Raw genomic sequence first — 24,901 nt, 5'->3', positions numbered from 1 at the left:
CGCCCACGTTTTTGCGCGAGTGGTGTCGAGCATCGCGAGACACCCGAGCGGAAAAAGGTGGTGGCCGGCCGGGACGTGCTGGCGGACCGACCGCGGCACGTGTTCCTGGCGTAGCGGACGGCCGAACGGAGTGAGTCCGATTTTTTCACGGGGATCGTCAGCCACGACCTGCGCAACCCGTTGCAGGTCATCGACGGGAACGTGGAACTGGCACGCCAGACCGGCGAGTTGTCCCATCTCGACGAAGCCAGTGAGGCAGTCGACCGGATGGAGACGATGCTCGAAGAGCTCTTGCACCCCGCCAGGGAGGGTCAGACCATCGACGAGAAGAGGACGGTCGCCATCGACGACTGCTGCCGAGCGGCCTGGGAGGCGGTCGGAACCGAGAGTGTGACGCTACGAGTCGAAACCGAGATGCGGGTGCTGGCCGACGAGACGCGCCTGCGCCAGGTGTTCCAGAACCTCTTTCGGAACAGCGTGGAACATTGTGGCGAGGACGTGACGGTAACTCTCGGTTCGTGTGCGGGAGGGTTCTACGTCGCCGACGACGGACCGGGTATCCCACCGGCGGAGCAGGAGTCGGTGTTCGAGCTGGGGATGACGACCGAGGACGGGGGAACGGGCTTCGGGCTGGCGATCGTCGAGCGCATCGTCGAGGCACACGGGTGGACACTGGACTACAGAGACAGCGAGACCGGTGGCGCCCGGTTCGAGGTGTCGACCGGAGCCAAGCAGTGACGTGGGTCGCTACGCCCCATTATTGTCTCTGATAACGAGCCCGTAACCGTATAGCGTCTTCATATCGGATGTAGGTCCGATGGTCGGTACTGGCGTCGTGAGTGTAGTGATCGCGGCATTCGTCGGCGTTGCCGTCGTCGCCAGCTACGGATTCGCGTGGTACTCCTGGGACCGCGCAGACCACCCTGTCTCCGACCGGTTCGCACTGTTGATGTTTGCGGACGGGACCTGGGCGCTGTTAACACTTGTCGAGATGTTCAGCCCGACCGACGCGCTCGCACTGGTCTGGGCCGCACCGGTGGCGTTGTCGGCGTCGCTCGCGGCGGTGCTGTGGTTCCTGTTCGTCATCGAATACACGGGCGACAGCGAATGGATGCCGGATATCACCGATCGGCTGCTGGTCGGCCAGTCGCTGGTCTACGGAGGCCTGTACGTCCTCAACCCCGGGAACGTGGTCTACACGACCCGTGGTGTCGCCCGATACGGTGTCCTCCGACTGGCCTACGAGGAGTTCGGTCAGTTGCTCGTCGCCGAGTTGCTGCTCATCTACGGGCTCCTCCTCGTGACGTTCGTGTTACTCGGGCGTTTCTTCGTGCGGACGCGGAACCTCTACCGGAAACAGACCGGCGTCATCTTCGGTGTCACGCTGGTCGTCGCGCTCGCCAACGTAGCGTACTTCGCCGGATTTACCCCACATCCGCGGCTGGATCTGACGCCCGTGTTCTTCGTCGTCCAGGCCGCGGGCATCGGTGTCGCGCTGTACCGGTACGACTTCCTGAACGTCACGCCGCTGGCAGCCAACACGCTGCTCGAGGAGATCGCCGACCCCGTGTTCGTCGTCGACCAGGACGGCCGTGTCGTCGACCGGAACCGGGCCGCCGACAGGTACGTCGACAGCAGTACCACACAGCCGACCCTCTCGGACGTGACCATCACCGGCCTCGACGAGGTCCTCACGTCCTGCGACGGCGGTGAGCGGACCACAGATCTGGAGGTGACGACGACACAACGCCAGCACGACCGCCTGGCATCGGTGACCTACGACGTGCGGACGACACCGATCACCGACCGGTACGACATCGTCAGGGGGTACGCTGTCGTCCTGCGGGACGTGACCGAACGGAAAGCACGCAAGCAGGCCCTGGAGACCCAGAACGAGCGATTAGAGGAGTTCACGGGGATCGTCAGCCACGACCTGCGCAATCCGTTGCAGGTCATCGACGGGAAGGTGGAACTGGCGCGCCAGACCGGTGAGCTCGATCACCTCGACGATGCCAGCGAGGCCGTCTCGCGTATGGAGACGATGCTCGAAGAGCTGTTACACCTCGCCAGGGAGGGTCAGACCATCGACGAGAAGACGACGGTCGCCATCGACGACTGCTGCCGAGCGGCCTGGCAAGCGGTTGGCACGGATGCGGCGACGCTCCGTGTCGAGACCGAAGAGACGGTGCTGGCCGACGAGACGCGCCTGCGCCAGGTGTTCGAGAACCTCTTTCGGAACAGCGTGGAGCACGGCTCCACGGGCAGTCGGCCCGAGGCCGACGACAGCGTCGAACACGGTTCGACGAGCAACCGGACGGGGTCCGGTGACAGCGTGGAACACGGCTCCACGAGCAGTCGGCCGGGGGCCGACGACGCGACCGAACACGGGAGCGAGGACGTGACGGTGACGGTCGGATCGTTCGAGAACGGGTTCTACGTGGCCGACGACGGGCCGGGCATCCCCGACCACGCGGACGTCTTCGAGTTGGGGATGACGACGGAGGACGAGGGAACGGGCTTCGGGCTGGCGATCGTCGAGCGGATCGTCGAGGCCCACGGCTGGACCATCGAGTACACGGAGAGCGAGAGTGGCGGTGCACGCTTCGAGGTGACGGACCTCTACCCCTCGGTACTGGCAGAGTAGCGCTGTGCAGTCGCGCTGCCGATGCGGACCGACAGGAGCGCCCCAGTATCGTCACTGTCGTCACCGCCGTCGCTCGCGGTCTCCTCGCCGCGGTATTTTCGGTCGATGGCCGCTTCGATCGTCGCAACCTGCGCGTCGTCGTCGACGACGCGGACCGTCCCGAGTACCTGTACCGCCCAGTCGACGCTTGCTCGGTCTGCCTGTTCGATCGACAGCGCGACACGCGGGTTCTGCCGGACGTTCCGGAGCTTCTTCCCGCTGGTGAGAATCCAGATGTGGGGTGTCTCCGAGGGCGGGCGGTCGCTCACCGCCCGGTAGGTCTCGCTGTGTTCGTAGACGTACCAGACCGGCGCGACGTGTGGCCGGTCGTCGACGCTCGTCGCCAGGTGGGCGCTCAGCGGGGCGTCGGCGATGAGTGTCTCGACGTCGTCGGGAACCTCCATACTCTTTGTTCACGGGCGACGAGGATAACGGTCACGTCAGTCCCGCTGGGCGACCAGACGGATGCGCCGGTAGTCCGCGGTCCAGGCCTCGCCGTCGAACAGTTGTGGGCGGAGACGCTCCTCGACGGCGTCGAGCATCGCATCGCGCTCGTCCGCGTCGATTCCCGCGAAGAACTCGTCGCCGAACATCCCGAGCCAGTTTTGGAGCCCCGTCGCTCCGTCGTCCAGTTCCGTCGGGCGGTCGAACAGGCGAGCCAGTTGCAGTTCCAGGCCCTGGGTTTCCATCCGCGGCGTGTACTCGCCGATGCTCGGGAAGTACCACGGATGGGCACGGTCGTACCCGCGCTCGTGCAGTTCCGCTTCGAGGGCGTCGGTGATCGCAGCGACGTTTCCCCGGCCCCCGAACTCCGCGACGAACCGGCCGCCGTCGTCGAGTGCGTCCGCCACGGTCGCGAGCACTGCGTCGTGATCGTCGGCCGGGATCCAGTGCAGCGCCGCGTTGGAGAAGACCGCGTCGAAGGCGCCATCTGGTTCCCACTCACGGATGTCGGCTACCTCGAACGTGCAGTCGGGATGTGTTTCGTGCGCCTGGTCGATCATCGCTGGTGCGGCGTCGATACCGACCACGTCGGCGCCCTTGGCGGCGATCTCGGCAGTCAGGTGGCCCGTGCCACACCCCACGTCGAGGACGCGCTCGCCGGGTGCGGGGTCCAGCAGCGCCAGCAGGTCCCGGCCGTACTCGGTGACGAACTCGTGACTGTCGTCGTAGTCGGCCGCGTCCCAGTCGTTCCCGTCGGTCATGTGCTGACCTGCGTGAGCCACCCGGAAAGCCGTACCGACGGTATGTCACCGTGTGACGACCGCTCGCCGTCTTCCTCTGTTGGAACGTTTGTTATATTTACTCCATTTACAACGGGTGTAGTAAAGATATAGAAGATTAATATGGCTATAGATCTAAGGCGAAAATAATCGATGCTAGGGTCTGTCGACCGGAAGGAAGCACCCGACAATCCGTTCGGGTTCCAGCGCGAGGAAGGCGAGTGTGAACTCTGCGGTGAGACGAGACAGTGTACGTCGCGGTTCGGCCTGTTCACCTGTTCGGGGTGTCAGGAGACGCTGCTCCCGCGAACCGGGGTCCTGTAGTCGTCACTCGCTGTCGCGTTACTCGTCGTCTTCCGTCGTCGTCCGGTCGATGTCCTTCTCGCCGAAGTAGATCTCGGCGCCGTCCTGTGCGACCTTCTCGGCCAGCACCGCGCACTTGACCCGCATCGGGGAGATGTCCACGCCGAGCATGTCGATGATATCGTCCCGATCCATCGCCTCTAGCTCTTCGACCGACATCCCCTGCAGGCGCTCGGTCAGCATCGACGCCGATGCCTGGGAGATGGCACAGCCGTCGCCCCGGAACGCGACGTGTTCGATCGTCTCTTCGTCTTCACTCAGGACCACGTCAATCCGTATCTCGTCGCCACACATCGGGTTCTCGCCGACGTGTGTGAACGTCGGGTCGTCGATCTCCCCGTAGTTGCGCGGGCTCTTGTAGTGATCCAGAATCTGCTGCCGGTACATGTCGGAGCCGCCGATACCCATTGGTACTACATGGTTGGGTTCTCCGCCGGAAAAACGTTCCGAGGGTCCCGTTCGCACGAGTTCTTCGGGACTTCCTGTCTCCTCTCCGCTCGTGGCTGCGCCTCAGAGGTTCTCGTAGGGCCCGGCCTTCGCTTCGGCGAGGCGCTCGAATTGCTCACGCGAGAGGTCGACCGCCGCGGCACCGAGGTTCTCCTCCAGTTGATCGACAGTCCGGGCGCCCAGCAGCGGGACGGCCACGGTGTCGTGGTGCATGAGCCACGCGATGGCGACCTGGGCCGGCGTGGCGTCGACCTCGTCGGCGACAGTCTGGACCTCGTCGACGACGGCGAAGTTCTCGTCGGTGAGGTACGCCTCCTTCCAGTCCTCGCTGCGACCCGCCGAGGCGTCGGCCTCGCGGTCCTCGGGGTCGTACTTCCCGGTCAGCATCCCCTGGGCCAGCGGACTCCAGGGACAGACCCCCAGCCCGTAGTGGTCACACATCGCCAGGTAGTCGCCCTCGACCTCGCGGTTGACGAGGTTGTAGCGGGGCTGGGAGATCGTGAACGGTTCCAGGCCCTCGCGCTCGGCGAGTTCGTTGGCCTTCGCGACCCGCCAGGCGTTGGGCTGGAACGTCGAGGCGCCCAGATAGTTCACTTTCCCGTCGTCGACCAGTCCCGTCAGGGTGTGCATCAGTTCGCGGGCCGGCGTGTCCTCGTCCCAGCGGTGGATGTAGAGGACGTCCAGATACTCCGTCCCCAGGCGGTCGAGCATCAGGTCGATGTTGCGCCGGATGTGCTTGCGGCCCAGGCCGCGGCCGTTGGGGTCCGCCTCGCGTGTCGGCCAGTAGATCTTCGAGGCGACCACGTACTCCTCGCGGTCACGTTCGGCGAGCCAGTCACCGATCCAGCGTTCGCTGTCGCCGCCGCCGTAGACGTCGGCGGTGTCGATGAACCGCCCGCCGGCAGCCTCGTAAGCGTCCAGCAGTTCGTGCGCCCGCTCCTCACCGATCTCGACGGTCCCGTCGGCGGTCTCGCGACCGAACCGCCACGTTCCCATCGCCAGTTCGCTGACAGACAGCCCGGTCTCGCCGAGTCGGACGTACTCCAGATCCATAGGCGGGCGTTGGGCCGACCCCATCATCAAAGCTCTCCCCGACGATTCGGATGTCGGCCGGCTACGGGGTCCGCTCGCTGTCGACCACAGCCAGGTCGTCGTCGACGGTCAGCGTCAGTGTGTCGTCCCCGAGGTGGAACGTGAACTCGGCCCGGAACGGCTCCGTCGAGTGGACCGTCTCCTCGTAGTCCGTGTGGACACGGTTGATCCGGTGGAGCGACGACGGTGCCACCGGGTTGATCCCGTGGTCGGTCAGCAACGCCAGCAGATCGGTGTGGGCGACGAGGCGCAGGACGAACGCACCGCCGCTGTGGAAGATGCAGTTCGTACAGTCGATGCCGATGTTGACGGCACTGGCGCTCTGGCAGTGGTCACAGAGACCCTCGCTGGAATCGTGATCCTCACAGACGAAGACCTCGGACTCGACGGTCGCCGAACACCGCGGGCAGATGCCACTGGCCATGGCGAACATCTCCAGATGCGCCCAGGTCCACGCAGTCCGTGAGATCTCCGTCGGGGTTCGGCCCTGGAGTCCCGCGGGGGGCAGCGGAAGCCGTCCGAGATAGCCACGGTCGACTGCCTCGGGGGTCTTCGACGCCCCGTAGGACCGCCCGTACCGTCCGGCACACTCGGTACAGAACGTCTCGACGCTCCCCGAGCGCCACCGGATCTCCACCGGTGCACCGCAGTTCGCACAGCTCTGGTCGATCCGGGTCCGTTCGAGCTCCGGCGTCTCCGTGACTGCCCCCGAGAGGACCGACTCGACGATCCGCCGGCCCGCCCGTCCGAGGACGTACCCGTCGTCGGTCTTCTCGACGAAGTGACCCACCACTTTCTCCAGATGGTAGTTGAACTGCCCCGAGTCGCTGACCCCGACGTGCTCGCGGAGTTCGGAGAACGTGAGGGGTCTGTCGACCTCGCCGAGTGCCCGGAGAATTCCCATGCGCGTCTCGTCACCGAGCACCGAGAAGGCTTCGTCCGGAGAGAGTGGCTCGCCGTCCTCGTCGGTCATGCCTGCGGGTAGGGCTGGTCCGGTTGTAAAAGCAGGTACGAGACTGGGACGGTCGCACAAATTGGCAGTGATGTTACAGAAAAACACTTCGTAAAGCTCGCTTACAGAAATATCATTCTGATTATGGTTAAGGGACTGGGGAGTCACTGTTGATATACGATGGAACACTCCCACTCGACTACGGCTGGCCGGTCGGCAGCGACGAGCTACTCCCCGACTATGCGCGGGAGCGTCGGCCTGGTCTGCCTGTTCGTCGGTGTACTGCTCGCCGTCAGCTACCCCGTCTTCGCTCTCGGAGTCGTCCTCGGTGTGCTCGGAACGAGGGCGATTTCACGGCTGTTCGCGGTCCTCGACGGGCGTCGACGGGCTCGCTCACGCCGGCAGTCCAGCCACCGCCCGCGGACGCGTCGTTCGCAGCCCGAGTAACGCGATTCTCCGACGCTCGATCCCTCGAACCGCGCTACGCGAACAACTGTCTGGCGTCGTCCACGGCCTCGACGAGTTTGTCGACCTCCTCACGCGTGTTGTAGATGTAGAACGACGCACGCGCGGAGGCGGCCACGCCGAGTTTGTCGTGTAGTGGCTGGGTACAGTGGTCGCCAGCACGGATGGCGACCGCCGAGTCGTTCAGGATCGAGGAGAGGTCGTGTGCGTGGACGGTATCGAGGTTGAACGAGACCAGGCCACCGCGTTCGTGACCCGCCGGCGGGCCGTAGACCTCGACGTCGTCCTGTTCGGCCAGCCGTTCCATGGCGTAGTCGGCCAGTTGTTGTTCGTGGCGCTCGATGCGCTCCATCCCGATGTCGTCGAGGTAATCACAGGCCTCGGCGAGAGCGATGCCCTGGCAGATGACCGGCGTGCCGGCCTCGAACTTCCAGGGGAGGTCGTTCCACTTCGAGTCCTCGAAGGTGACCTTCTTGATCATCATGCCGCCGTAGAGGTACGGCTCCATCTCCTCTAAGAGGTGTTTCTTGCCGTAGAGAACGCCGATTCCGGTCGGCCCACACATCTTGTGGCCCGAGAACGCGAAGAAGTCGGCGTCGATGGCCTCGACGTCGACCGGGCGGTTGGGGACCGACTGGGCGCCGTCGACGAAGATGTACGCGCCGTGGTCGTGAGCGATGTCCGCGAGCTGCGAGACGGGGTTGACCGTTCCGAGCGTGTTCGAGACGTGGACGACGCTGACCATCGCCGTGTCGTCGGTGATGAGTTCCCGGGCGTGGTCCATATCCAGCGTACCGTCCTCGTCGACCCGGATGTACCGACAGGTCGCGCCGGTCTTCTTGGCGATCTGCTGCCAGGTGACCAGCGAGGCGTGGTGTTCCATCTCCGTGAGGACGATCTCGTCCTCGGGGCCGAGTTCGTTCAGCCCCCACGCGTAGGCTACCACGTTCATGCTCTCGGTGGTGTTCTTGGTGAAGACGATCTCCTCGCGCTCGCCCGAAGCGCCGATGAACTCGGCGACGCGGTCGTGAGCGTCCTCGTAGGCGATGCTGGCTTCCTGGCTCAACTGGTGGAGCCCGCGGTGGACGTTGGCGTTCGTCGTCCGGTAGTAGTCCGCGATGGTCTCGACGACCGGCTCGGGGGTCTGGGTCGTCGCCGCGTTGTCGAGATAGACGACCTGGTGCCCGCCGAACTCCCGCTGGAGGATGGGGAAGTCCTCGCGGATACTCGCGACGTCGAGCAGTTCGGATTCGGAGTGTCCCATTACCCGTATCTGGTGCTCGACGGGCAACTTTCCTTCGGTTCGCCTAGAACTCTGTGCCGGTCCGCAGCGCCGCGCTGCTCACATCCAGAGTAACTGGGCGTGCAGCGTCCCGTCCAGATCCAGCACGTTCTCTTCGTCGACGAAGCCGTGTTCGATAGCGACGTCCACGGCCGTCTCACCGACGATGTTGGCGACGCTACAGCGTGCGAGACTCTCGACGACCTCCTCCTCGCTGGCTGGCTCGCCGTCGTAGAACTCCTCGTCGACGGTCAGCGAGACCGGGCCGTCCTCGAAGGTCTCGCCCATGATGTCCGGGTCACAGACCGAGACGAGCAGCCCCTCGTCCGTGTCGCGTTCGTTGAGTAGCATCTATTCGAGTAGCTGCTGCTCGGCGTCCTCGCGCATCTCCTCGACCTCGTCGGCCAGTTCCTCGGCCTGTTCGTACTCGCCCAGTTCTTCGAGCGCGCGGGCCTTCTCTTCGAGGATGTCGGCGTTCCGGAAGCCCAGTCGGATCGCGTTGTCGAAGGCCTCGACGGCGTCCTCGGCGAGTCCGCGTTCCAGCAGGAAGAAGCCGCGGTTGTACCAGCCCTCGGCGAAGCGGGTGTCGATCTCGACGGCGCGCTCGGCGTGTTCGAGCGCCTGCTCGGAGCGGCCCGATTCCCACAGGGCGTAGGCGAGGTTGGTCTCGGCCGTGGCGGCGTGGTCGGACTCGCCGTCGATGTTGAGCGCCTCCTTGTAGGCGCCGATGGCGGCGTCCCACTCCTCCAGTTCGGCGTGGGCTGCGCCCTTGTTGGTCCAGGCCTCCTGTTCCATGCGGTCCTCGTCGGTGTACTGCGCGACCCGCTCGAAGGTCTCTGCGGCCTGTTCGTGGCGGTTGATCTGCATGTACTCCAGGCCGACGTCCAGGAGCTGTTCGGTATCGATCTGATCGGCGGGGATGTTCCGCCGGTCGAGCATGTCCGTGACGACCCGGGAGTCGACGGGGTCGACCTTGTCCGGGTCCACCTCGAACTCAGGCGGTTCGAGGTCGAAGGCCTCGTAGGGGTCGTCGAACCCCTGGCCCTCCGAGAACTGGTGGTCGTCGCGCTCGCGGTCTGTCATACACCGGAATTGGCGGTCAGGCTGGTTAAGGCCTGCGTCACGCGGTCAGGGCTCTCCCTCCTCCCCGTCGGTCGCCGCGAGGGACGCGGGGACGTAGACCAGACTTCCCCCGAGATACAGGAGGGCGCCGGCGCTCACGAGCAACCCTGCGGGCGCGTTCGTCGATCCGGCCAGCGCGGCGATCGCGACACCGATCGTGGCCACGAGGACTGCCGTGCAGCGGCGGACGGTACGACGGAGGCGGGCGGGATCGTCCATAGCGGGCGTTCGGTCGTCGGCGTGGTAAACCGGACGCTTGCGTCTCGTGGACCGTCCCGTTTCACCACTGCGCGGCCGCGACGAGGCCGGCGAGGACGCCGCCGGCTAGCGCGACCGCCGGCCAGAAGCCCAGTCCGACGCCGGTCAGGAGGCGGCTTCCCCAGGCGAGCAGCACTGCGACTGCGCCGAGCAGGGAGACTCCAAACAGCACCAGGCCGAGCGTCTTGCCGACGCGAGTCCACGCATCGGCTGTGTCCGACGAGTGTGCACCGTCAGTAGCCATTCGGCTGACAGCACAGCCACGGGCTACTTCAGCGTGGTGTCTCGGTGAACTGCCTCCGGCGAGTCGCCCGCAGTTGGGCCACGAACAGCCAAGTAGTCGTCGCGTGTAAGCGCGAGTATGAAACGGCTGTTCGTCAGTGTCGACCTCGACGGCCTCGCAGACGCTGTCCGGGCGGTCCAGGAACGGTTCGAGGGAGCCAGCGGCCTCCGCTTTACGGACCCCGAGCAGGCCCACGTGACCGTGAAGTTCCTGGGTGACACCGATCCCGACCGGATCGACGACATCGTCACGGAACTGGAGCGGGCCGTCGACGACGCCGGTGTTGCCCCCTTCGAAGCCCAGTTCGGCGGTCTGGGCGTCTTCCCGTCGCTCGACTACATCAGTGTCGTCTGGCTGGGCGTCCGGGACGCACACGGCGCTGCGGAACTGACAGCCCTCCACGAGGCCGTCGAGGACCGAACAGTCGCGATGGGGTTCGACCCCGAGGACAACGAGTTTACCCCCCACGTCACGCTGGCCCGCATGGACCACGCCGGCGGGAAGGAGCAGGTCCAGAACGTCGTCCGATCCAATGATCCCGACGTCGGCACGCTCGCCGTCGAGGAACTCCGACTGACCGAGAGCGTCCTCGGACCCGACGGCCCGACGTACAGAACCATCAAAACAGTGCCACTTTCATGAACGTACCGGCCGCTCTAGGCCGGCCGAAAACAAATCAGGTTCGTGACAATTCTTAAATCGCCGACCCGCCTAGGACCGGTATGGTCGCACTGGAGAACGTCATCTTCGTCTTCGTTGCGGGCCTGTTGACGGCGCTTGCGACCGGGCTCGGAGCGATTCCGTTCTTCCTGGTCGACGATTTCTCGGACCGGTGGAACGTAGCCCTGTGGGGATTGGCCTCGGGGATCATGGTCGCCGCCTCGCTGTTCGGCCTCGTCCGGGAGGGGCTGGCCTACGGATCGCCAGTGCTCCTCGTCCCCGGACTGCTGATCGGTGTCGTCCTCGTCGTCGTCAGCCACGAGATACTGGAAGGGTTCGAACACGGGCCCAAGAAGTTCGAGCAGGCCGACTTCAAGAAACTCCTGCTCATCCTGGGCATCCTGACGGTCCATAGCTTCCCCGAGGGTGTCGCCGTGGGGGTCTCGTTCGCGGAACTCGGACTCGACGGGACGGGAACGGGGGAGTCGGTGCTGATCCTCGGGACCGCGGTCCCGCTGTTGGCCGTCTTCATGACCGTCGCTATCTCCATCCACAACGTCCCCGAGGGGACGGCGATTGCCATCCCGCTCCGCTCGCTGGGCGTCAGCGAGTGGAAGATGGTCTGGTGGGCCGTCTTCTCGTCGCTCCCACAGCCCCTCGGCGCCGTCATCGCCTACTACTTCGTGACGCTCGCCAAGGAGTTCCTGCCCTTTGGCTTCGGGTTCGCCGCCGGCGCGATGGTCTATCTGGTCGTGACCGAGTTCGTCCCCGAGGCCCTGGAGCTTGGGGCCGGGCTCCCCGGCGGCGGGAAACGCGAACTGCTCGGCGGCGGCCTGGTCGGTGTCCTGGCGATGGTCCCACTGGCGTTCGTCTAGAGGACCGACCGCTTCTTGATGATCTGGAGGTCGACGAACGCGGTCAGCGGGTCGTCGAACTCCTCGACGCGGGTCTCCATCCGGTAGTTCGAATGGTCCACCGCGAAGAACGAGGGGCCGTCGACGTCCAGTGGTTCGCGTGCGCGGTCCTCGGTCGATGCCTCGTAGAGTTCCTTCTCACCTGTCGGCAGCGCCTTCTGACTGAACGCTCTGTCGCCGCTGGGCGTCTCGGCCGGGTTTTGGCCCTTGATGTAGCTGTCGTACATCTCGAAGTTCGCCTTCTCGGCGAAGAAGTAGACGTCGAAGGGCGTGTCCGCCCGCACGATATACTCGATGGCACCACCCGAATCGGAGATGTCCGGAATCCGTTTGGTCCACGCGTCTTTCGGATCGACGGTGACGTCTTTCTGGACGCTCAGGACGACTTCACCGCCACCGCCCAGACAGCCCCCGCCAAGCGCCGCTAGTCCTGCCCCCACCGTCTGTAACACCCGCCGTCGCTGCATAGCTGGTACTCTGGAATTCTCGTATTTAGTTTCATCCACGCGATTATAGCCGCTGATAACTACCGACGGAGCCGTGCTGGAAAAGGAAGGAATTTAAGCACCCGTCTGGAAGGGACAGGACACCATGAGCAAGAAGTCGAAGGCCAAGAAGAAGCGCCTGGCCAAACTCGACAACCAGAACAGCCGCGTCCCCGCGTGGGTCATGCTCAAGACCGACCGCGAGGTCCAGCGAAACCCCAAGCGACGCCACTGGCGGCGTAACGACACCGACGAATAATGAGCGCGAGTGACTTCGAGGAGCGTGTCGTCACCATCCCGCTCCGCGACGCGAAGCAGGAACCGAAACACGAGCGCGCCGACAGGGCGATGACGCTCATCCGCGAGCACCTCGCCAAGCACTTCTCGGTCGACGAGAGCGCCGTGCGTATCGACCCCTCGATCAACGAGACGACCTGGGCGCGCGGCCGGCGCAAGCCGCCGAGCAAGATCCGCGTCCGCGCCGCCCGCTTCGAGGAGGACGGCGAAGCGGTCGTCGAAGCCGAAACGGCCGAATAACGTTGCTCCGCGCGGCGTTCTCCGGGTCGTCGTACGTCGGTGTCTTCGCCCGTGCGACCGACGACTGTGTGCTGGTTCGGCCGGACGTAGAGGAGTCGCTTGCCGACGATCTGGCCGAGGAACTGGACGCGCCGGTGATCCCGACGACCATCGGTGGGTCCGGGACTGTGGGCGCGCTGGCGACTGGCAACGCCAACGGACTGCTCGTCTCCGCTCGCGTTCGTGAGCCCGAGATCGAACGTATCCGGGAGACCGTCGACCTCCCGGTGACGAAGCTGCCGGGCCGTATCAACGCCGCCGGCAACGTCGTCTGCTGTAACGACTCGGGTGCATACGTCCACCCCGACCTCTCGCGGGAAGCCGTCCAGGCTATCCGCGACGGCCTCGACGTCCCCGTCGAACGCGGCGTCATCGCCGGCGTCAACACCGTCGGGACCGCCGCCGTCGCCAACGACCGCGGCGTGCTCTGTCACCCGAAGGCCACCGACGGCGAACTCGACGCCTTAGAGGAGATCCTGGACGTTCACGCCGACATCGGGACGGTCAACTACGGCGGCCCCCTCGTCGGGTCGGGCCTGGTCGCCAACGACCACGGCTACGTCTGTGGCACCGACACGTCGGGGCCGGAACTGGGCCGGATCGACGACGCGCTCGGCTATCTCTAGGACCCACTTTTTACTGTCGTTCGAGAGAGTGAAGCTCTCTCGTGATGACGAAAGGCGCTTCGCGCCTTTCGAACCACGGGGGGTGTCCTCGGTCGCCTTCGGCGACCTGCGGGCACCCCCGCTTGCAAAAACTTGGGGAAAAACTGCCGGACGCTCACTGCGTTCGCGTCCGGTGAACCGCCTCGCTTCGCTCGGCGGATGCTCACCGCAGCCAAACTTAGTCCGGCCTGCCCTTCCCCGTCCTCGCTCGGGCGCGACTGCCGTCGCGCCACTCGCTCCCGGCCCGGCGGCTGTTCGGTTCAGCGTACAGCAAAACTGCCCGCGGCCGTCACTTTGGTACTTGCGCGATGGTCGTGATCGCCCGCGGACTGCCCGGCCGCGATTGCTGGATGTGGTGTTCGAACTCCTCGAAGCCGGCTGCCTCGAACATCCGGTCGGCCTCGTCCTCGTCGTAGAACAGCATGATGGCGTCGGCCATCTTCTGGAACACCGTGGAGTTGGGGTAGTCCGGGCCCACGATGAGGACCTTCCCGCCGGGTTTGGTGATGCGGCGGCACTCTTCGAGGGCGTCGACGGGGTTGGGCCAGTACTCGATGGAGCCCGAGGACCAGACGACGTCGAAGCTGTCGTCCTTGAAAGGGAGTCGCTCGGCGTCACCCAGATGGAACCGGACGGCGCCGTGTTTGCCGAACTTCTGGTAGGCCTTCGAGAGCTGGTGGGGGCTCTGGTCGAGCCCGTAGATCGTGTCGACCTTCTGGAGCAGGCCCTCCGTGGCGAAGCCGGTGCCACAGCCGACGTCGAGCACGCGGTCGTCGGCGTTCAGGTCCAGCATCTCGATGGCCTCGTCGCGCATCCGTTCGTCCCAGATGAACGGGTTGATCCGGTCGTAGACCTTCGAGAGGTACTTGTAGAACGTCCGGGCGCGGGCTTTGTTCTCGAGGACTCCCATTGGCCATACCTTGGCGTTTGGCAGGCATAATTCCCCGGATTCGTCGGTGGCGCCCCCCGTGCGAACTTCGCAACTACCAAATAGGCGCTCAAGCAACAGTCGGACGATTAGAGAATGCCACGGCCAGAAGTTCTCGACAGGATAAAGGAGGCCGAGCAGGAGGCCGACGACATCGTCGCTGAGGCCGAAGAGGACCGTGAACAGCGCATCCAGGAGGCGCGCGCCGAGGCCGAAGAGATCCGCGAGCAGGCCCACGAGGAGGCCGACGCGGACGCCGAGGACCGCCTCGCAGAGGCCCGCGAGGAGATCGAGGCCGAGCGCGAGCAGATCATCGAGGAGGGTGAGTCCGCTCGCGAGGAACTGGAGGATGCGGCCCAGGCACAGGTAGACGAGGTGGTCGACCACGTGATCGACCTGTTCGAGGAGGCGGTACATGCTCAGACCTGAGCGAATGTGCCGCGTCTCGGTGACCGGGTCGAAACGCGTCATGGAGGACACCATCGAGTCGGTCCACGACCTCGATATCCTCCACGTCACCGAGTACGATGGCGCCTGGGAGGGGTTCGAGCCGGGTGACCCGGTCGAGGGGGCCGACGAGGCCTCGGACAAGCTGGTCACTGTCCGCTCGCTGGAGTCGATCCTCGACGTCGACGCCGAGGACGCCGGCCCGACCCAGCTCGTCACCGACGAGGCCCTCGAAGAGGACCTCGAAGAGATCCGCACACAGGTCAACGACCTCGACGACCGCCGGAGCGACATCGAGGACGACCTGCGTGACGTCCGCGAACGCATCGACACGATGGAGCCGTTCGTCACGCTGGGTATCGACCTGGATCTGCTGCGTGGCTACGACTCGCTGTCGGTCGCAGTCGGCACGGGCGACGCCGACGAGGTGAAGGTCGCTCTGGCAGACAGCGACGTTGATACGTTCAAGGTGTTCCACGAGGGCGACGTCGTCGCCGCGTTCGCGCGCTGTGACGACGACGAACTTCAGGACGCACTGGTCGGCGCGACGTTCTCCGAACTCGCAGTTCCGGACGGCGAGGGCGACCCCTCGTCGTATCTGGAGGAACTGCGCCACGAGGAACAGCAACTCGAATCGAAGCTCTCGACCGTCGAGGACGAACTCGACGACCTCCGGCTGGACTACGCCGGCTTCCTGCTGGCGGCCGAGGAGAAACTCTCCATCGAGGTCCAGAAGGCCGAAGCACCGCTGACCTTCGCGACGACGGAGAACGCCTTCGTCGCCGAGGGCTGGATCCCCGACGACGACTACGAGGCCTTCGAGAGCCAGGTGATGTCCGAGGTCGGCGAGGCCGTCGCCATCGAGAAACTCGAAGTTGCCGAGTACGACAGCGACGGACACGCCCACTCCCACGAGGAGGTCGAAGAGGGCGGCGGTGGCGGCGAGGTCGGCTCGGACGTCGATACCGGCGTGACCGCAGAGAGCGAGGAAGACCAGCGCGAACCGAGCGAGGCCGTCGCCGACGGCGGCACGGTCAGTGCCGCGGCCGAGCCCCGCTCGGACGGCGGGGTCGTCACGATGGGCGACGAGGACCCGCCGGTCATCCAGGACAACCCTGGCGCGGTCAAACCCTTCGAGTCGCTCGTCGAGGTCGTCAACCGCCCGAAGTACGGCGAGTTCGACCCGACGGTCGTCTTCTTCCTGACGTTCCCGGCGTTCTACGGCTTCATGATCGGGGACCTCGGGTACGGGATCCTCTACTTCCTGGCCGGCTACGGCCTGTACAGCCAGGTCGAGGGTGACGTGCTCAAGAGCCTCGGCGGCGTCACGATGTGGGCCGGTGGGTTCACCGCGCTCTTTGGCGTGCTGTACGGCGAGTTCTTCGGACTCCACCAGCTCGGTGAGATCGTCTGGGGTGGTCATCCCCCGATCCGAAAGGGTCTCCAGCCCAAATACGGCGATTACGCTATCGCCTGGCTGACGATCAGTCTGCTGGCCGGGATGGTCCACCTCGCGGTCGGCTGGACGTTCGACTTCGTCGAGAACCTCAGCCACGGCCTCTGGGACGCGATCACCGAGAGCGGCTCCTGGCTGCTGATGCTCTTCGGTCTGTGGGCCTGGGTGTTCTCGGGCGCGATGGGTGCGGCACCGAACTTCCTCTACACCGCAGAGGAGGGCATCTTCGCCGGCAACCCGTTCGCACTTGGATTCGCCGGGCTCCCGGCGATCAACCTGTTCAGCGTCGCGGGCTTCCCCATCTCGGCGTGGCTGCTCGTGTTCTTCGTAGGGCTCGTCCTGCTGGCGCTGGCCGACCCGATCGAGGTCGTCGAGTTCCTGAACGTCTTCGTGAACGTGCTGTCGTACACCCGGCTGGCCGCTGTGCTGCTGGCCAAGGCAGGGATGGCCTTCGTTGTCAATCTCCTGTTCTTCGGTGTGTACGTCGACAGCAAGGGCGGCTGGCACTTCGGTATCGGCGGGATGCCGACGATACCTGAAGGGTCGGAATCCGTGATGTACCACGGCTACGAGGTGACCGATATCATGTTCGGTGGCCTGATGCACTCGGGCATCGCCGGCGTCGTCGGCGGCCTCCTCGTGCTGGTCGTCGGACACCTGCTCGTGCTGATCCTCGGCGTGACGAGTGCCGGCCTGCAGGGTGTCCGTCTCGAGTACGTCGAGTTCTTCGGCAAATTCTTCGAGGGCGGCGGCAAGAAGTACACCCCGTTCGGCTACGACCGGCAGTACACGACCGACGACTGAGCGGACTGGAATCCGTCCGAGCGCCCCGGCACCGGGGCGCCACTCTTCGCGCGCTTCTTGGAGACCGATTCGATATCTTTACTGCCATAGCCGGCTAGGAATTGCCCTCGAAGGTCGTTTGTCACGAGTACCGTCGAGATAGTCGGCTGGTACCAGCTCACACTCCCCCCGACGAGAGGGGCTAAACAGCCAGAACAGCGTCTTGGCGAACCGTTTTGGGAAGCTTTATGAACTCGGTACGGTCACATACGCCTGTTCGGACACGAAACCCCAGAGAGGACTTCAACAACATGATCGAAACCATCGCACCCCTTGTCACCGCTGTACTGCAGGAAGGTAGCGCTGCCCCGGCCATCCCGGCAGGCGCCGCAGCAGCCCTCGCCGTCGGGCTCGCCGCACTCGGTTCGGGATACGCGGAACGTGGTATCGGTGCAGCGGCGGTCGGCGCAATCGCTGAGGACGACAGCATGTTCGGTCGTGGCCTGATCCTGACGGTCCTGCCCGAGACACTCGTCATCCTCGCGCTGGTCGTCGTCTTCATCCTCGGTTAATCACACCACCCCCTTTTCCAACAATGAGCCTTGATACAGTCGTAGAGGATATCCGAGACGAGGCCCGCGCGCGTGCAGAGGAGATTCGTGCCGAGGGCGAGGAGCGTGCCGAGGAGATCGTCTCCCAGGCCGAGGCCGACGCCGAGCAGATCCACGAGGACCGCGAGGCGGAGGTCGAACGCGAGATCGCCCAGGAGCGCGAACAGCGACTCTCCTCGGCGAAGCTCGAAGCCAAGCAGGCACGCCTCGGCGCTCGCCGTGACGTGCTCGAAGACGTCCACGAGGACGTCGAGGCCGCACTTGCCGACCTCAGTGGCGACCGCCGCGAGGAGCTGACCACCGAGCTGCTCGACGCCGCCGTCGCGGAGTTCGACGACGGCGACTCGCTGCTCGTGTACGGTCGAGCGAGCGACCAGGACCTCCTCGAGGATATCCTCACGGACTACGACGACGCAACGTTCGCCGGCGAGCGTGACTGTCTCGGCGGAGTGGTAGTCGAGAGCGAGAGTTCCAGAGTCCGTGTGAACAACACGTTCGACTCCCTGCTGGAGACGGTCTGGGAGGACAACCTCAAGGAAATCAGCGACCGACTCTTCGAAGCACAATGAGCAGTCGAACGACGGCAAAGCGCGATCGAAGCAGCAACTACGAGTACGTCATCGCTCGTGTTCGCTCCCGCCGTTCGGTGCTGTTCGACGACGACGACTACCGTAAACTGGTCCGGATGGGGACGGGCGAGATCGCCCGCTTCATGGAGGAGACCGAATACGAGACCGAGATGAACGCGCTCGGCTCGCGCTACGGTGGCGTCGACCTCATCGAGTACGCGCTGAACCGCAACCTCGCCAAGCATTTCGACGACCTACTGGAGTGGTCCGAGGGCGCCCTGTACGACTACATCGCCCGCTACCTGCGGAAGTTCGACGTCTGGAACGTCAAGACGGTCATCCGCGGGCTCTACTCCGACGCGGAGCGCACCGAGGTCGAGGACGACCTCATCCGTGCCGGCGAGTTCGGCGACACGCTCATCGACCAGTTGCTCAACGCCGGTTCGATCGAGGAGGTCGTCGAACTGCTCGACGGCACCATCTTCGGCGAGCCGCTGGCCGAGGCCTACACGGTCTACGAGGAGACCGACGTCCTCGTGCCACTGGAGAACGCCGCCGACCGCGCGTTCTACGAGACGCTGCTGTCGGGGCTCCCGTCGAACCCGGAGATCGACAGCCCGACCGGGCTGTACGTCGAGTTCCTCCAGACGGAGGTCGACTTCCGGAACCTCCGGAACGCGCTCCGGCTGGCCCGCAGTGGCGCCGACATCGAGGCAGCCGAGTACTACATCGAGGGCGGGAAGCTCTTCTCCGAGCAGGAGATTGCCCAGCTGTCGACGAGCTTCGACCAGCTGGTCGCGACGGTACGAGAGAGCACCTACGGTGACGACCTCGATCAGGCCCTCTCGGCACTGGAGGACGCCGAGAACCTCATCGACTTCGAGCGCGCGCTGGACATGGCGCTCCAGGAGTACGCCGACCGGCTCTCGAACCGCTACCCGCTGTCGGTGTGTCCGGTGTTGTCCTACATCCTCGCCAAGGAGCGCGAGGTCGACAACATCCGTGCCATCGCACGCGGTCGCGAGGCCGGCCTCGGCCCCGACGAGATCGAACAGGAACTGGTGATACTATGAGCCAGGAGATAGCTGTCATCGGCAGCCCGGAGTTCACGACGGGCTTCCGACTGGCGGGCGTGCGCAAGTTCGCGGACGTCCCCACCGAGGAGAAAGACGAGAAGCTCGACGACGCCGTCGAGGAGATGCTCACGGACGACGACGTCGGCATCGTCGTGATGCACGACGACGACATGGGACATCTCTCCCGTGGGGTCCGCAAGGACGCCGAGACGAGCGTCGAACCCGTCGTGGTGACCCTCGGCAGCGGTGCCGGCGGCGGTGGGCTGCGTGAACAGATCAAACGAGCCATCGGTATCGACCTGATGGACGAGGACTAACAATGAGTCAAGCAACAGAAGCAGACGTCCGCGAGGACGGCATCATCGAAAGCGTCTCCGGACCGGTCGTAACGGCTCGGGACCTCGACGCCCGGATGAACGACGTCGTCTACGTCGGTTCGGAAGGGCTGATGGGCGAGGTCATCGAGATCGAAGGCAACATCACAACCATCCAGGTGTACGAGGAGACGAGCGGTGTCTCCCCGGGCGAACCCGTCGAAGGGACGGGCTCGCCCCTCTCCGTGGACCTCGGGCCGGGCATGCTCGACGCCATCTACGACGGCGTCCAGCGCCCGCTCGACGTCCTCGAAGAGAAGATGAACTCGGCGTACCTCGACCGTGGGGTCGACGCGCCGGGGATCGACCTGGAGAAGACCTGGGAGTTCAATCCGGAAGTCTCGGCCGGCGACGAGGTCGAGCCCGGTGACATCGTCGGGACGGTCCCGGAGACGCCCAGTATCGACCACAAAGTGATGGTTCCGCCAGATTACGAGGGTGGCGAGGTGTCCTCGACCGAGTCCGGCAACTTCACCGTCGAGGAGACGGTCGTCGAGCTGGCCAACGGCGAGGAGATCCAGATGCGCCAGGAGTGGCCTGTCCGCAGCCAGCGCCCGGCCGAGGAGAAGGAGACCCCGACCGAGCCGCTCATCTCGGGCCAGCGCGTGCTGGACGGTCTGTTCCCCATCGCGAAGGGTGGGACCGCGGCCATCCCCGGCCCGTTCGGGTCCGGGAAGACGGTCACACAGCACCAGCTCGCCAAGTGGGCCGACGCGGACATCGTCGTCTACGTCGGCTGTGGCGAGCGTGGCAACGAGATGACCGAAGTGATCGAGGACTTCCCGGAGCTTGAAGACCCCATCACGGGCAACGCCCTGATGGACCGGACCTGCCTCATCGCGAACACGTCGAACATGCCCGTCGCGGCGCGTGAGTCCTGTGTGTACACGGGGATCACCATCGCGGAGTACTTCCGCGACATGGGGTACGACGTGGCGCTGATGGCCGACTCCACCTCGCGGTGGGCCGAGGCCATGCGGGAGATCTCCTCCCGACTGGAGGAGATGCCCGGCGAGGAGGGGTACCCCGCGTACCTCTCGGCGCGCCTCTCGGAGTTCTACGAGCGCGCAGGTTACTTCCAGAACATCAACGACACCGAGGGCTCCGTGTCGGTCATCGGGGCCGTCTCGCCGCCCGGCGGGGACTTCTCGGAGCCGGTGACCCAGAACACGCTGCGTATCGTCAAGACGTTCTGGGCACTGGACGCCGACCTCGCGGAACGGCGCCACTTCCCCTCGATCAACTGGAACGAGTCGTACTCGCTGTACCGGGACCAGCTCGACCCGTGGTTCGTCGAGAACGTCCGGGACGACTGGCCCGAGACGCGCCAGTGGGCGATCGACACGCTGGACGAGGAGGCCGAACTCCAGGAGATCGTCCAGCTCGTCGGGAAGGACGCCCTGCCCGAGGACCAGCAGCTCACCCTGGAGATCGCACGCTACCTGCGCGAGGCGTGGCTCCAGCAGAACGCGTTCCACCCGACGGACACCTACTGTGAGCCCGAGAAGACCTACCGCATCATGGACGCCATCAAGACGTACAACGACGCGGCCTTCGAGGCGCTCGACGCCGGTGTCCCCGTCGAGGAGATCACCGACATCGACGCCGCACCGCGGCTCAACCGTATCGGCGTCCAGGAAGACTACAACGAGTATATCGACGACCTAGAGGACGACATCACCTCCGAGATCCGGGAGATGTACTAAAATGAAAGAGTATCAGACAATCACAGAGATCAGCGGACCGCTGGTCTTCGTCGAGACCGACGAACCCGTCGGCTACGACGAGATCGTCGAGATCGAGATCGGCGACGGCGAGACCCGCCGTGGCCAGGTGCTCGAATCGGCCAGCGACTACGTCGCCATCCAGGTGTTCGAGGGGACCGAAGGTATCGACCGCGATGCCTCCGTTCGCTTCCTCGGCGAGACGATGAAGATGCCCGTTACCGAGGACCTCCTCGGGCGGGTGCTCGACGGGACCGGCCAGCCCATCGACGGCGGCCCCGAGATCGTCCCCGACGAGCGCCAGGACATCGTCGGCGCGGCGATCAACCCATTCTCGCGCGAGTATCCCGAGGAGTTCATCCAGACGGGCGTCTCCGCCATCGACGGCATGAACACGCTCGTGCGCGGCCAGAAGCTACCGATCTTCTCGGCGTCGGGGCTGCCCCACAACGATCTGGCGCTCCAGATCGCCCGGCAGGCAAGCGTGCCTGAAGAGGAAGAGGGCGACGACGACGAGGGGTCGGAGTTCGCAGTGATCTTCGGCGCGATGGGGATCACGGCAGAGGAGGCAAACGAGTTCATGGACGACTTCGAGCGCACCGGCGCGCTGGAACGCTCGGTCGTCTTCATGAACCTCGCGGACGACCCGGCCGTCGAGCGGACCATCACGCCGCGGCTGGCGCTCACGACCGCCGAGTACCTGGCCTTCGAGAAGGACTACCACGTGCTGGTCATCCTGACGGACATGACCAACTACTGTGAGGCACTGCGCGAGATCGGTGCCGCACGCGAGGAGGTCCCGGGCCGCCGTGGCTACCCCGGGTACATGTACACCGACCTCGCACAGCTCTACGAGCGTGCCGGTCGTATCGAGGGCCGTGCCGGGTCTGTGACCCAGATTCCGATCCTGACGATGCCCGGCGACGACGACACCCACCCGATCCCGGACCTGACGGGATACATCACCGAGGGCCAGATCTACATCGATCGGGACCTCAACAGCCAGGGTGTCCAGCCGCCGATCAACGTCCTGCCGAGCCTCTCGCGGCTGATGGACGACGGTATCGGCGAGGGTCTGACCCGCGCCGACCACGCCGACGTCAAAGACCAGATCTTCGCCGCCTACGCGGAAGGTGAGGACCTGCGCGACCTCGTGAACATCGTCGGCCGCGAGGCGCTGTCGGAACTGGACAACAAGTATCTGGACTTCGCGGACCGCTTCGAGGACGAGTTCGTCGACCAGGGCTTCGACACCGATCGGGATATCGACGAGACGCTCGAACTCGGCTGGGACCTGCTCTCGATGCTCCCGAAGGATGCGCTCAACCGCATCGACGAGGAGCTCATCGAGGAGCACTACCGCGAGGACGAGACTGCAGAGGCCGTCGAAGCAGAGGCCTGAACCGGATCGTTCGGGATACGCAGCTTTTGTCCGTTTTCCTTTACTTACTGCTGGCGAGCGAGTTCATACCCAATCATTTGGGTATATGTAACTTTGCTTGTCCAGCCTAAAGTTTAGCTGCACTATGCCACAACCAGGATCGGAGTCGATATGGCTATGGCTCGGTACAGCCGGCATGTTCCTCGGGATGGTGTACTTCATCGCCCGGGGCTGGGGAGAGACAGACGAGCGGCGACAGAAGTTCTACATCGCCACGATACTGATAACAGCGATCGCCTTCGTGAACTACCTCGCGATGGCGCTGGGGTTCGGCTTGACGATCATCGAATTGCCGAACGATCCGGAGGCGCCCATCTACTGGGCGCGGTACACGGACTGGCTGTTCACGACGCCGTTGTTGCTGTACGACCTCGGGTTGCTGGCCGGCGCGGATCGTAATACCATCGCCTCGCTGGTCAGCCTCGACGTCCTGATGATCGGGACGGGGGTCGTCGCGACGCTGTCGGCCGGCAGCGGCGTCCTGGCGGCGGGCGCCGAACGACTGGTCTGGTGGGGCATCAGCACGGCGTTCCTGCTCGTGTTGCTGTACTTCCTGTTCAGTTCGCTGTCGGGCCGGGTCAGCGACTTGCCGAGCGACACACAGAGCACGTTCAAGACGTTGCGTAACCTCGTGACCGTGGTGTGGCTCATCTACCCGGTCTGGTGGCTGATCGGGACCGAGGGCCTCGCGCTGACCGGCATCTTCGTCGAGACGGCCGGCTTCATGGTCATCGACCTGGTCGCGAAGGTCGGCTTCGGGATCATCCTGCTGCGGAGCCACACCGTCCTCGACGGTGCCAAGCAGGCGACGGGTGCCGCGACGCCGGCGGACGACTGACGTTCGGGGATCGACCTTGCGATCGATTGCGGTGCGGATTTTTTCGTGTGTGTGGCTAGCGAGAGTAGCGTTTAGTGACGAGGATAGAACTCTGCACAGCCAGAAAGCCCCGGCTGGCTCCAGTCGGGGGCCTCGCTGCGATCCTTACTACGTTGCGGTCCTTGCGTCGGCCGCCTTCCCGGAGCCAGCCGCCCCTTTCAGTCCCACCCATGCCAGCTGCCCAACCGGCTACGGGTGGGACTGAAAGGGGCCTCGTTCTCGGCGAATCCCGGCGAAGCAAGCACCTGCTGGAGCGTCGTTCGAGAGAGCAAAGCTCTCTCGTGATCACGAAAGGCGCGCAGCGCCTTTCGGACGACAGCGAGCCGCGGGAGCCGAGAACGCGGGGGCTTTCTGGCTCTCAGAACTTGCGGCTGTAAAAACAAACACTACTGCCGGAGCGACTGAAAACGATTAACTGGCTCGGCCCGAAACGGACGGGTAATGGCTAAGGACGTCAAGCCCACGCGCAAGAACTTGATGCAGATCGAGGACCGCATCGAGCTATCCGAGCGTGGCCACGACACGCTGGAGAAGAAGCGTGACGGGCTCATCATGGAGTTCATGGACATTCTGGACCAGGCACAGGACGTCCGTGACGATCTGGACGACTCCTACGAGCGCGCACAGCACGCGATCGACATGGCCCGTGCGATGGAGGGTGACGTCGCCGTCCGCGGGGCCGCCGCGGCACTCAAGGAACACCCCGAACTGACGACCCAGTCGAAGAACATCATGGGTGTGGTCGTCCCACAGATCGAGTCCAGCAAGGTCCAGAAGTCCCTCGACGAGCGTGGCTACGGCGTGATGGGGACCTCCGCTCGCATCGACGAGGCCGCCGACGCCTACGAGGAACTGCTGGAGAACATCATCCTCGCGGCCGAGGTCGAGACGGCGATGAAGAAGATGCTCGAAGAGATCGAGACTACCAAGCGCCGTGTCAACGCGCTGGAGTTCAAACTCCTGCCCGATCTGTACGACAACAAGGAGTACATCGAGCAGAAACTCGAAGAACAGGAACGCGAGGAGATCTTCCGCATGAAGAAGATCAAGGCCAAGAAGGAGGCCGAGGAGGACGAACTCGAAGCGGCCGAGGAAGAGGACGAGGCACTCGAAGCGGTCACTGCCGACGACTGAACTGGTCGTTC

31 protein-coding genes are annotated in these 24,901 nt (G+C 64.8%); 19 read left to right on the top strand and 12 right to left on the bottom strand.

All coding sequences use genetic code 11. The features are described 5' to 3' along the window. Window positions 1–153: 153 nt before the first annotated feature. A complete protein-coding gene (locus Hhyl2_RS10265) occupies window positions 154–738 on the top strand; it encodes a sensor histidine kinase (RefSeq protein ID WP_483552020.1) in 585 nt (194 codons plus the stop codon). Between the two features lie 79 nt (window positions 739–817). Further along, window positions 818–2,644 (top strand): sensor histidine kinase, encoded by a 1,827-nt coding sequence (locus Hhyl2_RS10260; protein WP_483550683.1) that lies wholly within the window; start codon window positions 818–820, stop codon window positions 2,642–2,644. Here the strand turns inward: Hhyl2_RS10260 and Hhyl2_RS10255 are convergent. Then, entirely contained in the window at window positions 2,620–3,087 is a 468-nt protein-coding gene (locus Hhyl2_RS10255; RefSeq protein ID WP_483550682.1) for a pyridoxamine 5'-phosphate oxidase family protein, read from the bottom strand. The two genes, Hhyl2_RS10260 and Hhyl2_RS10255, sit on opposite strands and share 25 nt — an antisense overlap. Window positions 3,088–3,123: 36 nt before the next feature. After that, the gene (locus Hhyl2_RS10250; RefSeq protein WP_483550681.1) at window positions 3,124–3,888 is read right to left on the bottom strand and encodes a class I SAM-dependent methyltransferase; all 765 of its coding nucleotides are present in this window, start codon (window positions 3,886–3,888) and stop codon (window positions 3,124–3,126) included. A gap of 171 nt (window positions 3,889–4,059) precedes the next feature. Between Hhyl2_RS10250 and Hhyl2_RS10245 the strand changes: the two genes are divergently transcribed. After that, a complete protein-coding gene (locus Hhyl2_RS10245) occupies window positions 4,060–4,230 on the top strand; it encodes a hypothetical protein (protein WP_483550680.1) in 171 nt (56 codons plus the stop codon). A gap of 18 nt (window positions 4,231–4,248) precedes the next feature. Here the strand turns inward: Hhyl2_RS10245 and sufU are convergent, their stop codons facing one another. The 3 genes from sufU to Hhyl2_RS10230 form a co-directional block, all read right to left on the bottom strand. Further along, window positions 4,249–4,677, bottom strand: a complete 429-nt coding sequence (sufU, locus tag Hhyl2_RS10240) for a Fe-S cluster assembly sulfur transfer protein SufU (RefSeq protein ID WP_483550679.1) — start codon at window positions 4,675–4,677, stop codon at window positions 4,249–4,251. 102 nt (window positions 4,678–4,779) lie between these two features. Then, window positions 4,780–5,769 carry an aldo/keto reductase gene (locus Hhyl2_RS10235; RefSeq protein ID WP_483550678.1) on the bottom strand — a complete coding sequence of 330 codons (990 nt, stop codon included), beginning with the start codon at window positions 5,767–5,769 and terminating at the stop codon, window positions 4,780–4,782. Window positions 5,770–5,830: 61 nt separating this feature from the next. Continuing rightward, on the bottom strand, window positions 5,831–6,781 hold the full coding sequence (locus Hhyl2_RS10230; RefSeq protein WP_483550677.1) for an ArsR/SmtB family transcription factor: 951 nt from the start codon (window positions 6,779–6,781) through the stop codon (window positions 5,831–5,833). Window positions 6,782–6,940: 159 nt separating this feature from the next. Between Hhyl2_RS10230 and Hhyl2_RS10225 the strand changes: the two genes are divergently transcribed. After that, window positions 6,941–7,207, top strand: a complete 267-nt coding sequence (locus tag Hhyl2_RS10225) for a hypothetical protein (protein WP_483550676.1) — start codon at window positions 6,941–6,943, stop codon at window positions 7,205–7,207. Window positions 7,208–7,241: 34 nt separating this feature from the next. On the opposite strand, the gene Hhyl2_RS10220 is transcribed toward Hhyl2_RS10225, so the two are convergent. The 5 genes from Hhyl2_RS10220 to Hhyl2_RS10200 form a co-directional block, all read right to left on the bottom strand. Continuing rightward, window positions 7,242–8,489 carry an aminotransferase class V-fold PLP-dependent enzyme gene (locus Hhyl2_RS10220; protein WP_483550675.1) on the bottom strand — a complete coding sequence of 416 codons (1,248 nt, stop codon included), beginning with the start codon at window positions 8,487–8,489 and terminating at the stop codon, window positions 7,242–7,244. Between the two features lie 78 nt (window positions 8,490–8,567). Then, complete coding sequence (locus Hhyl2_RS10215; RefSeq protein WP_483550674.1) at window positions 8,568–8,858, bottom strand: DUF424 domain-containing protein; 291 nt, start codon at window positions 8,856–8,858, stop codon at window positions 8,568–8,570. Next, window positions 8,859–9,590: a tetratricopeptide repeat protein gene (locus Hhyl2_RS10210; protein WP_483550673.1), complete on the bottom strand. Its 732-nt coding sequence runs from the start codon at window positions 9,588–9,590 to the stop codon at window positions 8,859–8,861. 45 nt (window positions 9,591–9,635) lie between these two features. Beyond that, window positions 9,636–9,848 carry a hypothetical protein gene (locus Hhyl2_RS10205; RefSeq protein ID WP_483550672.1) on the bottom strand — a complete coding sequence of 71 codons (213 nt, stop codon included), beginning with the start codon at window positions 9,846–9,848 and terminating at the stop codon, window positions 9,636–9,638. Window positions 9,849–9,909: 61 nt separating this feature from the next. Further along, a complete protein-coding gene (locus Hhyl2_RS10200; RefSeq protein ID WP_483550671.1) occupies window positions 9,910–10,131 on the bottom strand; it encodes a hypothetical protein in 222 nt (73 codons plus the stop codon). A gap of 117 nt (window positions 10,132–10,248) precedes the next feature. Here Hhyl2_RS10200 and thpR point away from each other — a divergent pair, with 117 nt between their 5' ends. Both thpR and Hhyl2_RS10190 read left to right on the top strand, forming a co-directional pair. Beyond that, window positions 10,249–10,812: an RNA 2',3'-cyclic phosphodiesterase gene (gene thpR, locus Hhyl2_RS10195; RefSeq protein ID WP_483550670.1), complete on the top strand. Its 564-nt coding sequence runs from the start codon at window positions 10,249–10,251 to the stop codon at window positions 10,810–10,812. 80 nt (window positions 10,813–10,892) lie between these two features. Beyond that, on the top strand, window positions 10,893–11,705 hold the full coding sequence (locus Hhyl2_RS10190) for a ZIP family metal transporter (RefSeq protein ID WP_483550669.1): 813 nt from the start codon (window positions 10,893–10,895) through the stop codon (window positions 11,703–11,705). Here the strand turns inward: Hhyl2_RS10190 and Hhyl2_RS10185 are convergent. Continuing rightward, window positions 11,702–12,211 carry a hypothetical protein gene (locus Hhyl2_RS10185; protein WP_483550668.1) on the bottom strand — a complete coding sequence of 170 codons (510 nt, stop codon included), beginning with the start codon at window positions 12,209–12,211 and terminating at the stop codon, window positions 11,702–11,704. The genes Hhyl2_RS10190 and Hhyl2_RS10185 overlap by 4 nt on opposite strands. A gap of 124 nt (window positions 12,212–12,335) precedes the next feature. On the opposite strand from Hhyl2_RS10185, the gene Hhyl2_RS10180 reads away from it, so the two are divergent. Genes Hhyl2_RS10180 through Hhyl2_RS10170 form a run of 3 tightly spaced genes read left to right on the top strand, consistent with a single transcriptional unit; the run spans window position 12,336 to window position 13,431 of the window. After that, window positions 12,336–12,488: a 50S ribosomal protein L39e gene (locus Hhyl2_RS10180; protein WP_135303897.1), complete on the top strand. Its 153-nt coding sequence runs from the start codon at window positions 12,336–12,338 to the stop codon at window positions 12,486–12,488. Next, entirely contained in the window at window positions 12,488–12,766 is a 279-nt protein-coding gene (locus tag Hhyl2_RS10175) for a 50S ribosomal protein L31e (RefSeq protein ID WP_483550667.1), read from the top strand. Before Hhyl2_RS10180 ends, Hhyl2_RS10175 begins: the two co-directional genes overlap by 1 nt. 2 nt (window positions 12,767–12,768) lie before the next feature. After that, window positions 12,769–13,431 (top strand): translation initiation factor IF-6, encoded by a 663-nt coding sequence (locus Hhyl2_RS10170; RefSeq protein WP_483550666.1) that lies wholly within the window; start codon window positions 12,769–12,771, stop codon window positions 13,429–13,431. Window positions 13,432–13,759: 328 nt separating this feature from the next. Here Hhyl2_RS10170 and Hhyl2_RS10165 read toward each other — a convergent pair whose 3' ends face one another. Then, entirely contained in the window at window positions 13,760–14,380 is a 621-nt protein-coding gene (locus Hhyl2_RS10165) for a methyltransferase domain-containing protein (protein ID WP_483550665.1), read from the bottom strand. Between the two features lie 114 nt (window positions 14,381–14,494). On the opposite strand from Hhyl2_RS10165, the gene ahaH reads away from it, so the two are divergent. The 10 genes from ahaH (at window position 14,495) to Hhyl2_RS10115 (ending at window position 24,890) form a co-directional block, all read left to right on the top strand. Further along, window positions 14,495–14,827 (top strand): ATP synthase archaeal subunit H, encoded by a 333-nt coding sequence (gene ahaH / locus Hhyl2_RS10160; RefSeq protein WP_483550664.1) that lies wholly within the window; start codon window positions 14,495–14,497, stop codon window positions 14,825–14,827. Further along, window positions 14,814–17,105, top strand: coding sequence for a V-type ATP synthase subunit I (locus Hhyl2_RS10155; protein ID WP_483550663.1), 2,292 nt, complete (start codon window positions 14,814–14,816; stop codon window positions 17,103–17,105). The genes ahaH and Hhyl2_RS10155 overlap by 14 nt, the downstream gene beginning before the upstream one ends. Window positions 17,106–17,395: 290 nt before the next feature. Then, window positions 17,396–17,656: a F0F1 ATP synthase subunit C gene (locus tag Hhyl2_RS10150; protein WP_483550662.1), complete on the top strand. Its 261-nt coding sequence runs from the start codon at window positions 17,396–17,398 to the stop codon at window positions 17,654–17,656. Between the two features lie 23 nt (window positions 17,657–17,679). Beyond that, window positions 17,680–18,264, top strand: coding sequence for a V-type ATP synthase subunit E (locus Hhyl2_RS10145; protein ID WP_483550661.1), 585 nt, complete (start codon window positions 17,680–17,682; stop codon window positions 18,262–18,264). Then, window positions 18,261–19,337, top strand: coding sequence for a V-type ATP synthase subunit C (locus tag Hhyl2_RS10140; RefSeq protein ID WP_483550660.1), 1,077 nt, complete (start codon window positions 18,261–18,263; stop codon window positions 19,335–19,337). Before Hhyl2_RS10145 ends, Hhyl2_RS10140 begins: the two co-directional genes overlap by 4 nt. Then, a complete protein-coding gene (locus Hhyl2_RS10135; RefSeq protein WP_483550659.1) occupies window positions 19,334–19,657 on the top strand; it encodes a V-type ATP synthase subunit F in 324 nt (107 codons plus the stop codon). Before Hhyl2_RS10140 ends, Hhyl2_RS10135 begins: the two co-directional genes overlap by 4 nt. Window positions 19,658–19,659: 2 nt before the next feature. After that, complete coding sequence (locus Hhyl2_RS10130; protein ID WP_483550658.1) at window positions 19,660–21,420, top strand: ATP synthase subunit A; 1,761 nt, start codon at window positions 19,660–19,662, stop codon at window positions 21,418–21,420. 1 nt (window position 21,421) lies between these two features. Further along, complete coding sequence (locus Hhyl2_RS10125) at window positions 21,422–22,840, top strand: ATP synthase subunit B (RefSeq protein WP_483550657.1); 1,419 nt, start codon at window positions 21,422–21,424, stop codon at window positions 22,838–22,840. A 124-nt stretch (window positions 22,841–22,964) separates the two neighbouring features. Then, window positions 22,965–23,717 carry a bacteriorhodopsin gene (locus Hhyl2_RS10120; protein ID WP_483550656.1) on the top strand — a complete coding sequence of 251 codons (753 nt, stop codon included), beginning with the start codon at window positions 22,965–22,967 and terminating at the stop codon, window positions 23,715–23,717. Between the two features lie 480 nt (window positions 23,718–24,197). Beyond that, window positions 24,198–24,890 carry a V-type ATP synthase subunit D gene (locus tag Hhyl2_RS10115; protein ID WP_483550655.1) on the top strand — a complete coding sequence of 231 codons (693 nt, stop codon included), beginning with the start codon at window positions 24,198–24,200 and terminating at the stop codon, window positions 24,888–24,890. Window positions 24,891–24,901 lie beyond the last annotated feature (11 nt).

The organism is Haloarcula sp. H-hyl2, assembly GCF_056934385.1.
This window is presented reverse-complemented; position numbering and strand designations above follow the sequence as displayed.

Excerpts from the sequence above, each read along its gene's own strand:
- Hhyl2_RS10115 (WP_483550655.1), top strand. The coding sequence starts at position 24,198 with ATGGCTAAGGACGTCAAGCCCACGCGCAAGAACTTGATGCAGATCGAG.
- Hhyl2_RS10205 (WP_483550672.1), bottom strand. The coding sequence starts at position 9,848 with ATGGACGATCCCGCCCGCCTCCGTCGTACCGTCCGCCGCTGCACGGCA.
- Hhyl2_RS10235 (WP_483550678.1), bottom strand. The coding sequence starts at position 5,769 with ATGGATCTGGAGTACGTCCGACTCGGCGAGACCGGGCTGTCTGTCAGC.
- Hhyl2_RS10130 (WP_483550658.1), top strand. The coding sequence starts at position 19,660 with ATGAGTCAAGCAACAGAAGCAGACGTCCGCGAGGACGGCATCATCGAA.
- Hhyl2_RS10230 (WP_483550677.1), bottom strand. The coding sequence starts at position 6,781 with ATGACCGACGAGGACGGCGAGCCACTCTCTCCGGACGAAGCCTTCTCG.
- thpR (WP_483550670.1), top strand. The coding sequence starts at position 10,249 with ATGAAACGGCTGTTCGTCAGTGTCGACCTCGACGGCCTCGCAGACGCT.
- Hhyl2_RS10180 (WP_135303897.1), top strand. The coding sequence starts at position 12,336 with ATGAGCAAGAAGTCGAAGGCCAAGAAGAAGCGCCTGGCCAAACTCGAC.
- Hhyl2_RS10135 (WP_483550659.1), top strand. The coding sequence starts at position 19,334 with ATGAGCCAGGAGATAGCTGTCATCGGCAGCCCGGAGTTCACGACGGGC.
- Hhyl2_RS10125 (WP_483550657.1), top strand. The coding sequence starts at position 21,422 with ATGAAAGAGTATCAGACAATCACAGAGATCAGCGGACCGCTGGTCTTC.
- Hhyl2_RS10250 (WP_483550681.1), bottom strand. The coding sequence starts at position 3,888 with ATGACCGACGGGAACGACTGGGACGCGGCCGACTACGACGACAGTCAC.
- Hhyl2_RS10120 (WP_483550656.1), top strand. The coding sequence starts at position 22,965 with ATGCCACAACCAGGATCGGAGTCGATATGGCTATGGCTCGGTACAGCC.
- Hhyl2_RS10150 (WP_483550662.1), top strand. The coding sequence starts at position 17,396 with ATGATCGAAACCATCGCACCCCTTGTCACCGCTGTACTGCAGGAAGGT.
- Hhyl2_RS10145 (WP_483550661.1), top strand. The coding sequence starts at position 17,680 with ATGAGCCTTGATACAGTCGTAGAGGATATCCGAGACGAGGCCCGCGCG.
- Hhyl2_RS10200 (WP_483550671.1), bottom strand. The coding sequence starts at position 10,131 with ATGGCTACTGACGGTGCACACTCGTCGGACACAGCCGATGCGTGGACT.
- Hhyl2_RS10220 (WP_483550675.1), bottom strand. The coding sequence starts at position 8,489 with ATGGGACACTCCGAATCCGAACTGCTCGACGTCGCGAGTATCCGCGAG.
- ahaH (WP_483550664.1), top strand. The coding sequence starts at position 14,495 with ATGCCACGGCCAGAAGTTCTCGACAGGATAAAGGAGGCCGAGCAGGAG.
- Hhyl2_RS10175 (WP_483550667.1), top strand. The coding sequence starts at position 12,488 with ATGAGCGCGAGTGACTTCGAGGAGCGTGTCGTCACCATCCCGCTCCGC.
- Hhyl2_RS10215 (WP_483550674.1), bottom strand. The coding sequence starts at position 8,858 with ATGCTACTCAACGAACGCGACACGGACGAGGGGCTGCTCGTCTCGGTC.
- Hhyl2_RS10245 (WP_483550680.1), top strand. The coding sequence starts at position 4,060 with ATGCTAGGGTCTGTCGACCGGAAGGAAGCACCCGACAATCCGTTCGGG.
- Hhyl2_RS10155 (WP_483550663.1), top strand. The coding sequence starts at position 14,814 with ATGCTCAGACCTGAGCGAATGTGCCGCGTCTCGGTGACCGGGTCGAAA.
- sufU (WP_483550679.1), bottom strand. The coding sequence starts at position 4,677 with ATGGGTATCGGCGGCTCCGACATGTACCGGCAGCAGATTCTGGATCAC.
- Hhyl2_RS10260 (WP_483550683.1), top strand. The coding sequence starts at position 818 with ATGGTCGGTACTGGCGTCGTGAGTGTAGTGATCGCGGCATTCGTCGGC.
- Hhyl2_RS10190 (WP_483550669.1), top strand. The coding sequence starts at position 10,893 with ATGGTCGCACTGGAGAACGTCATCTTCGTCTTCGTTGCGGGCCTGTTG.
- Hhyl2_RS10165 (WP_483550665.1), bottom strand. The coding sequence starts at position 14,380 with ATGGGAGTCCTCGAGAACAAAGCCCGCGCCCGGACGTTCTACAAGTAC.
- Hhyl2_RS10210 (WP_483550673.1), bottom strand. The coding sequence starts at position 9,590 with ATGACAGACCGCGAGCGCGACGACCACCAGTTCTCGGAGGGCCAGGGG.
- Hhyl2_RS10140 (WP_483550660.1), top strand. The coding sequence starts at position 18,261 with ATGAGCAGTCGAACGACGGCAAAGCGCGATCGAAGCAGCAACTACGAG.
- Hhyl2_RS10185 (WP_483550668.1), bottom strand. The coding sequence starts at position 12,211 with ATGCAGCGACGGCGGGTGTTACAGACGGTGGGGGCAGGACTAGCGGCG.
- Hhyl2_RS10255 (WP_483550682.1), bottom strand. The coding sequence starts at position 3,087 with ATGGAGGTTCCCGACGACGTCGAGACACTCATCGCCGACGCCCCGCTG.
- Hhyl2_RS10225 (WP_483550676.1), top strand. The coding sequence starts at position 6,941 with ATGGAACACTCCCACTCGACTACGGCTGGCCGGTCGGCAGCGACGAGC.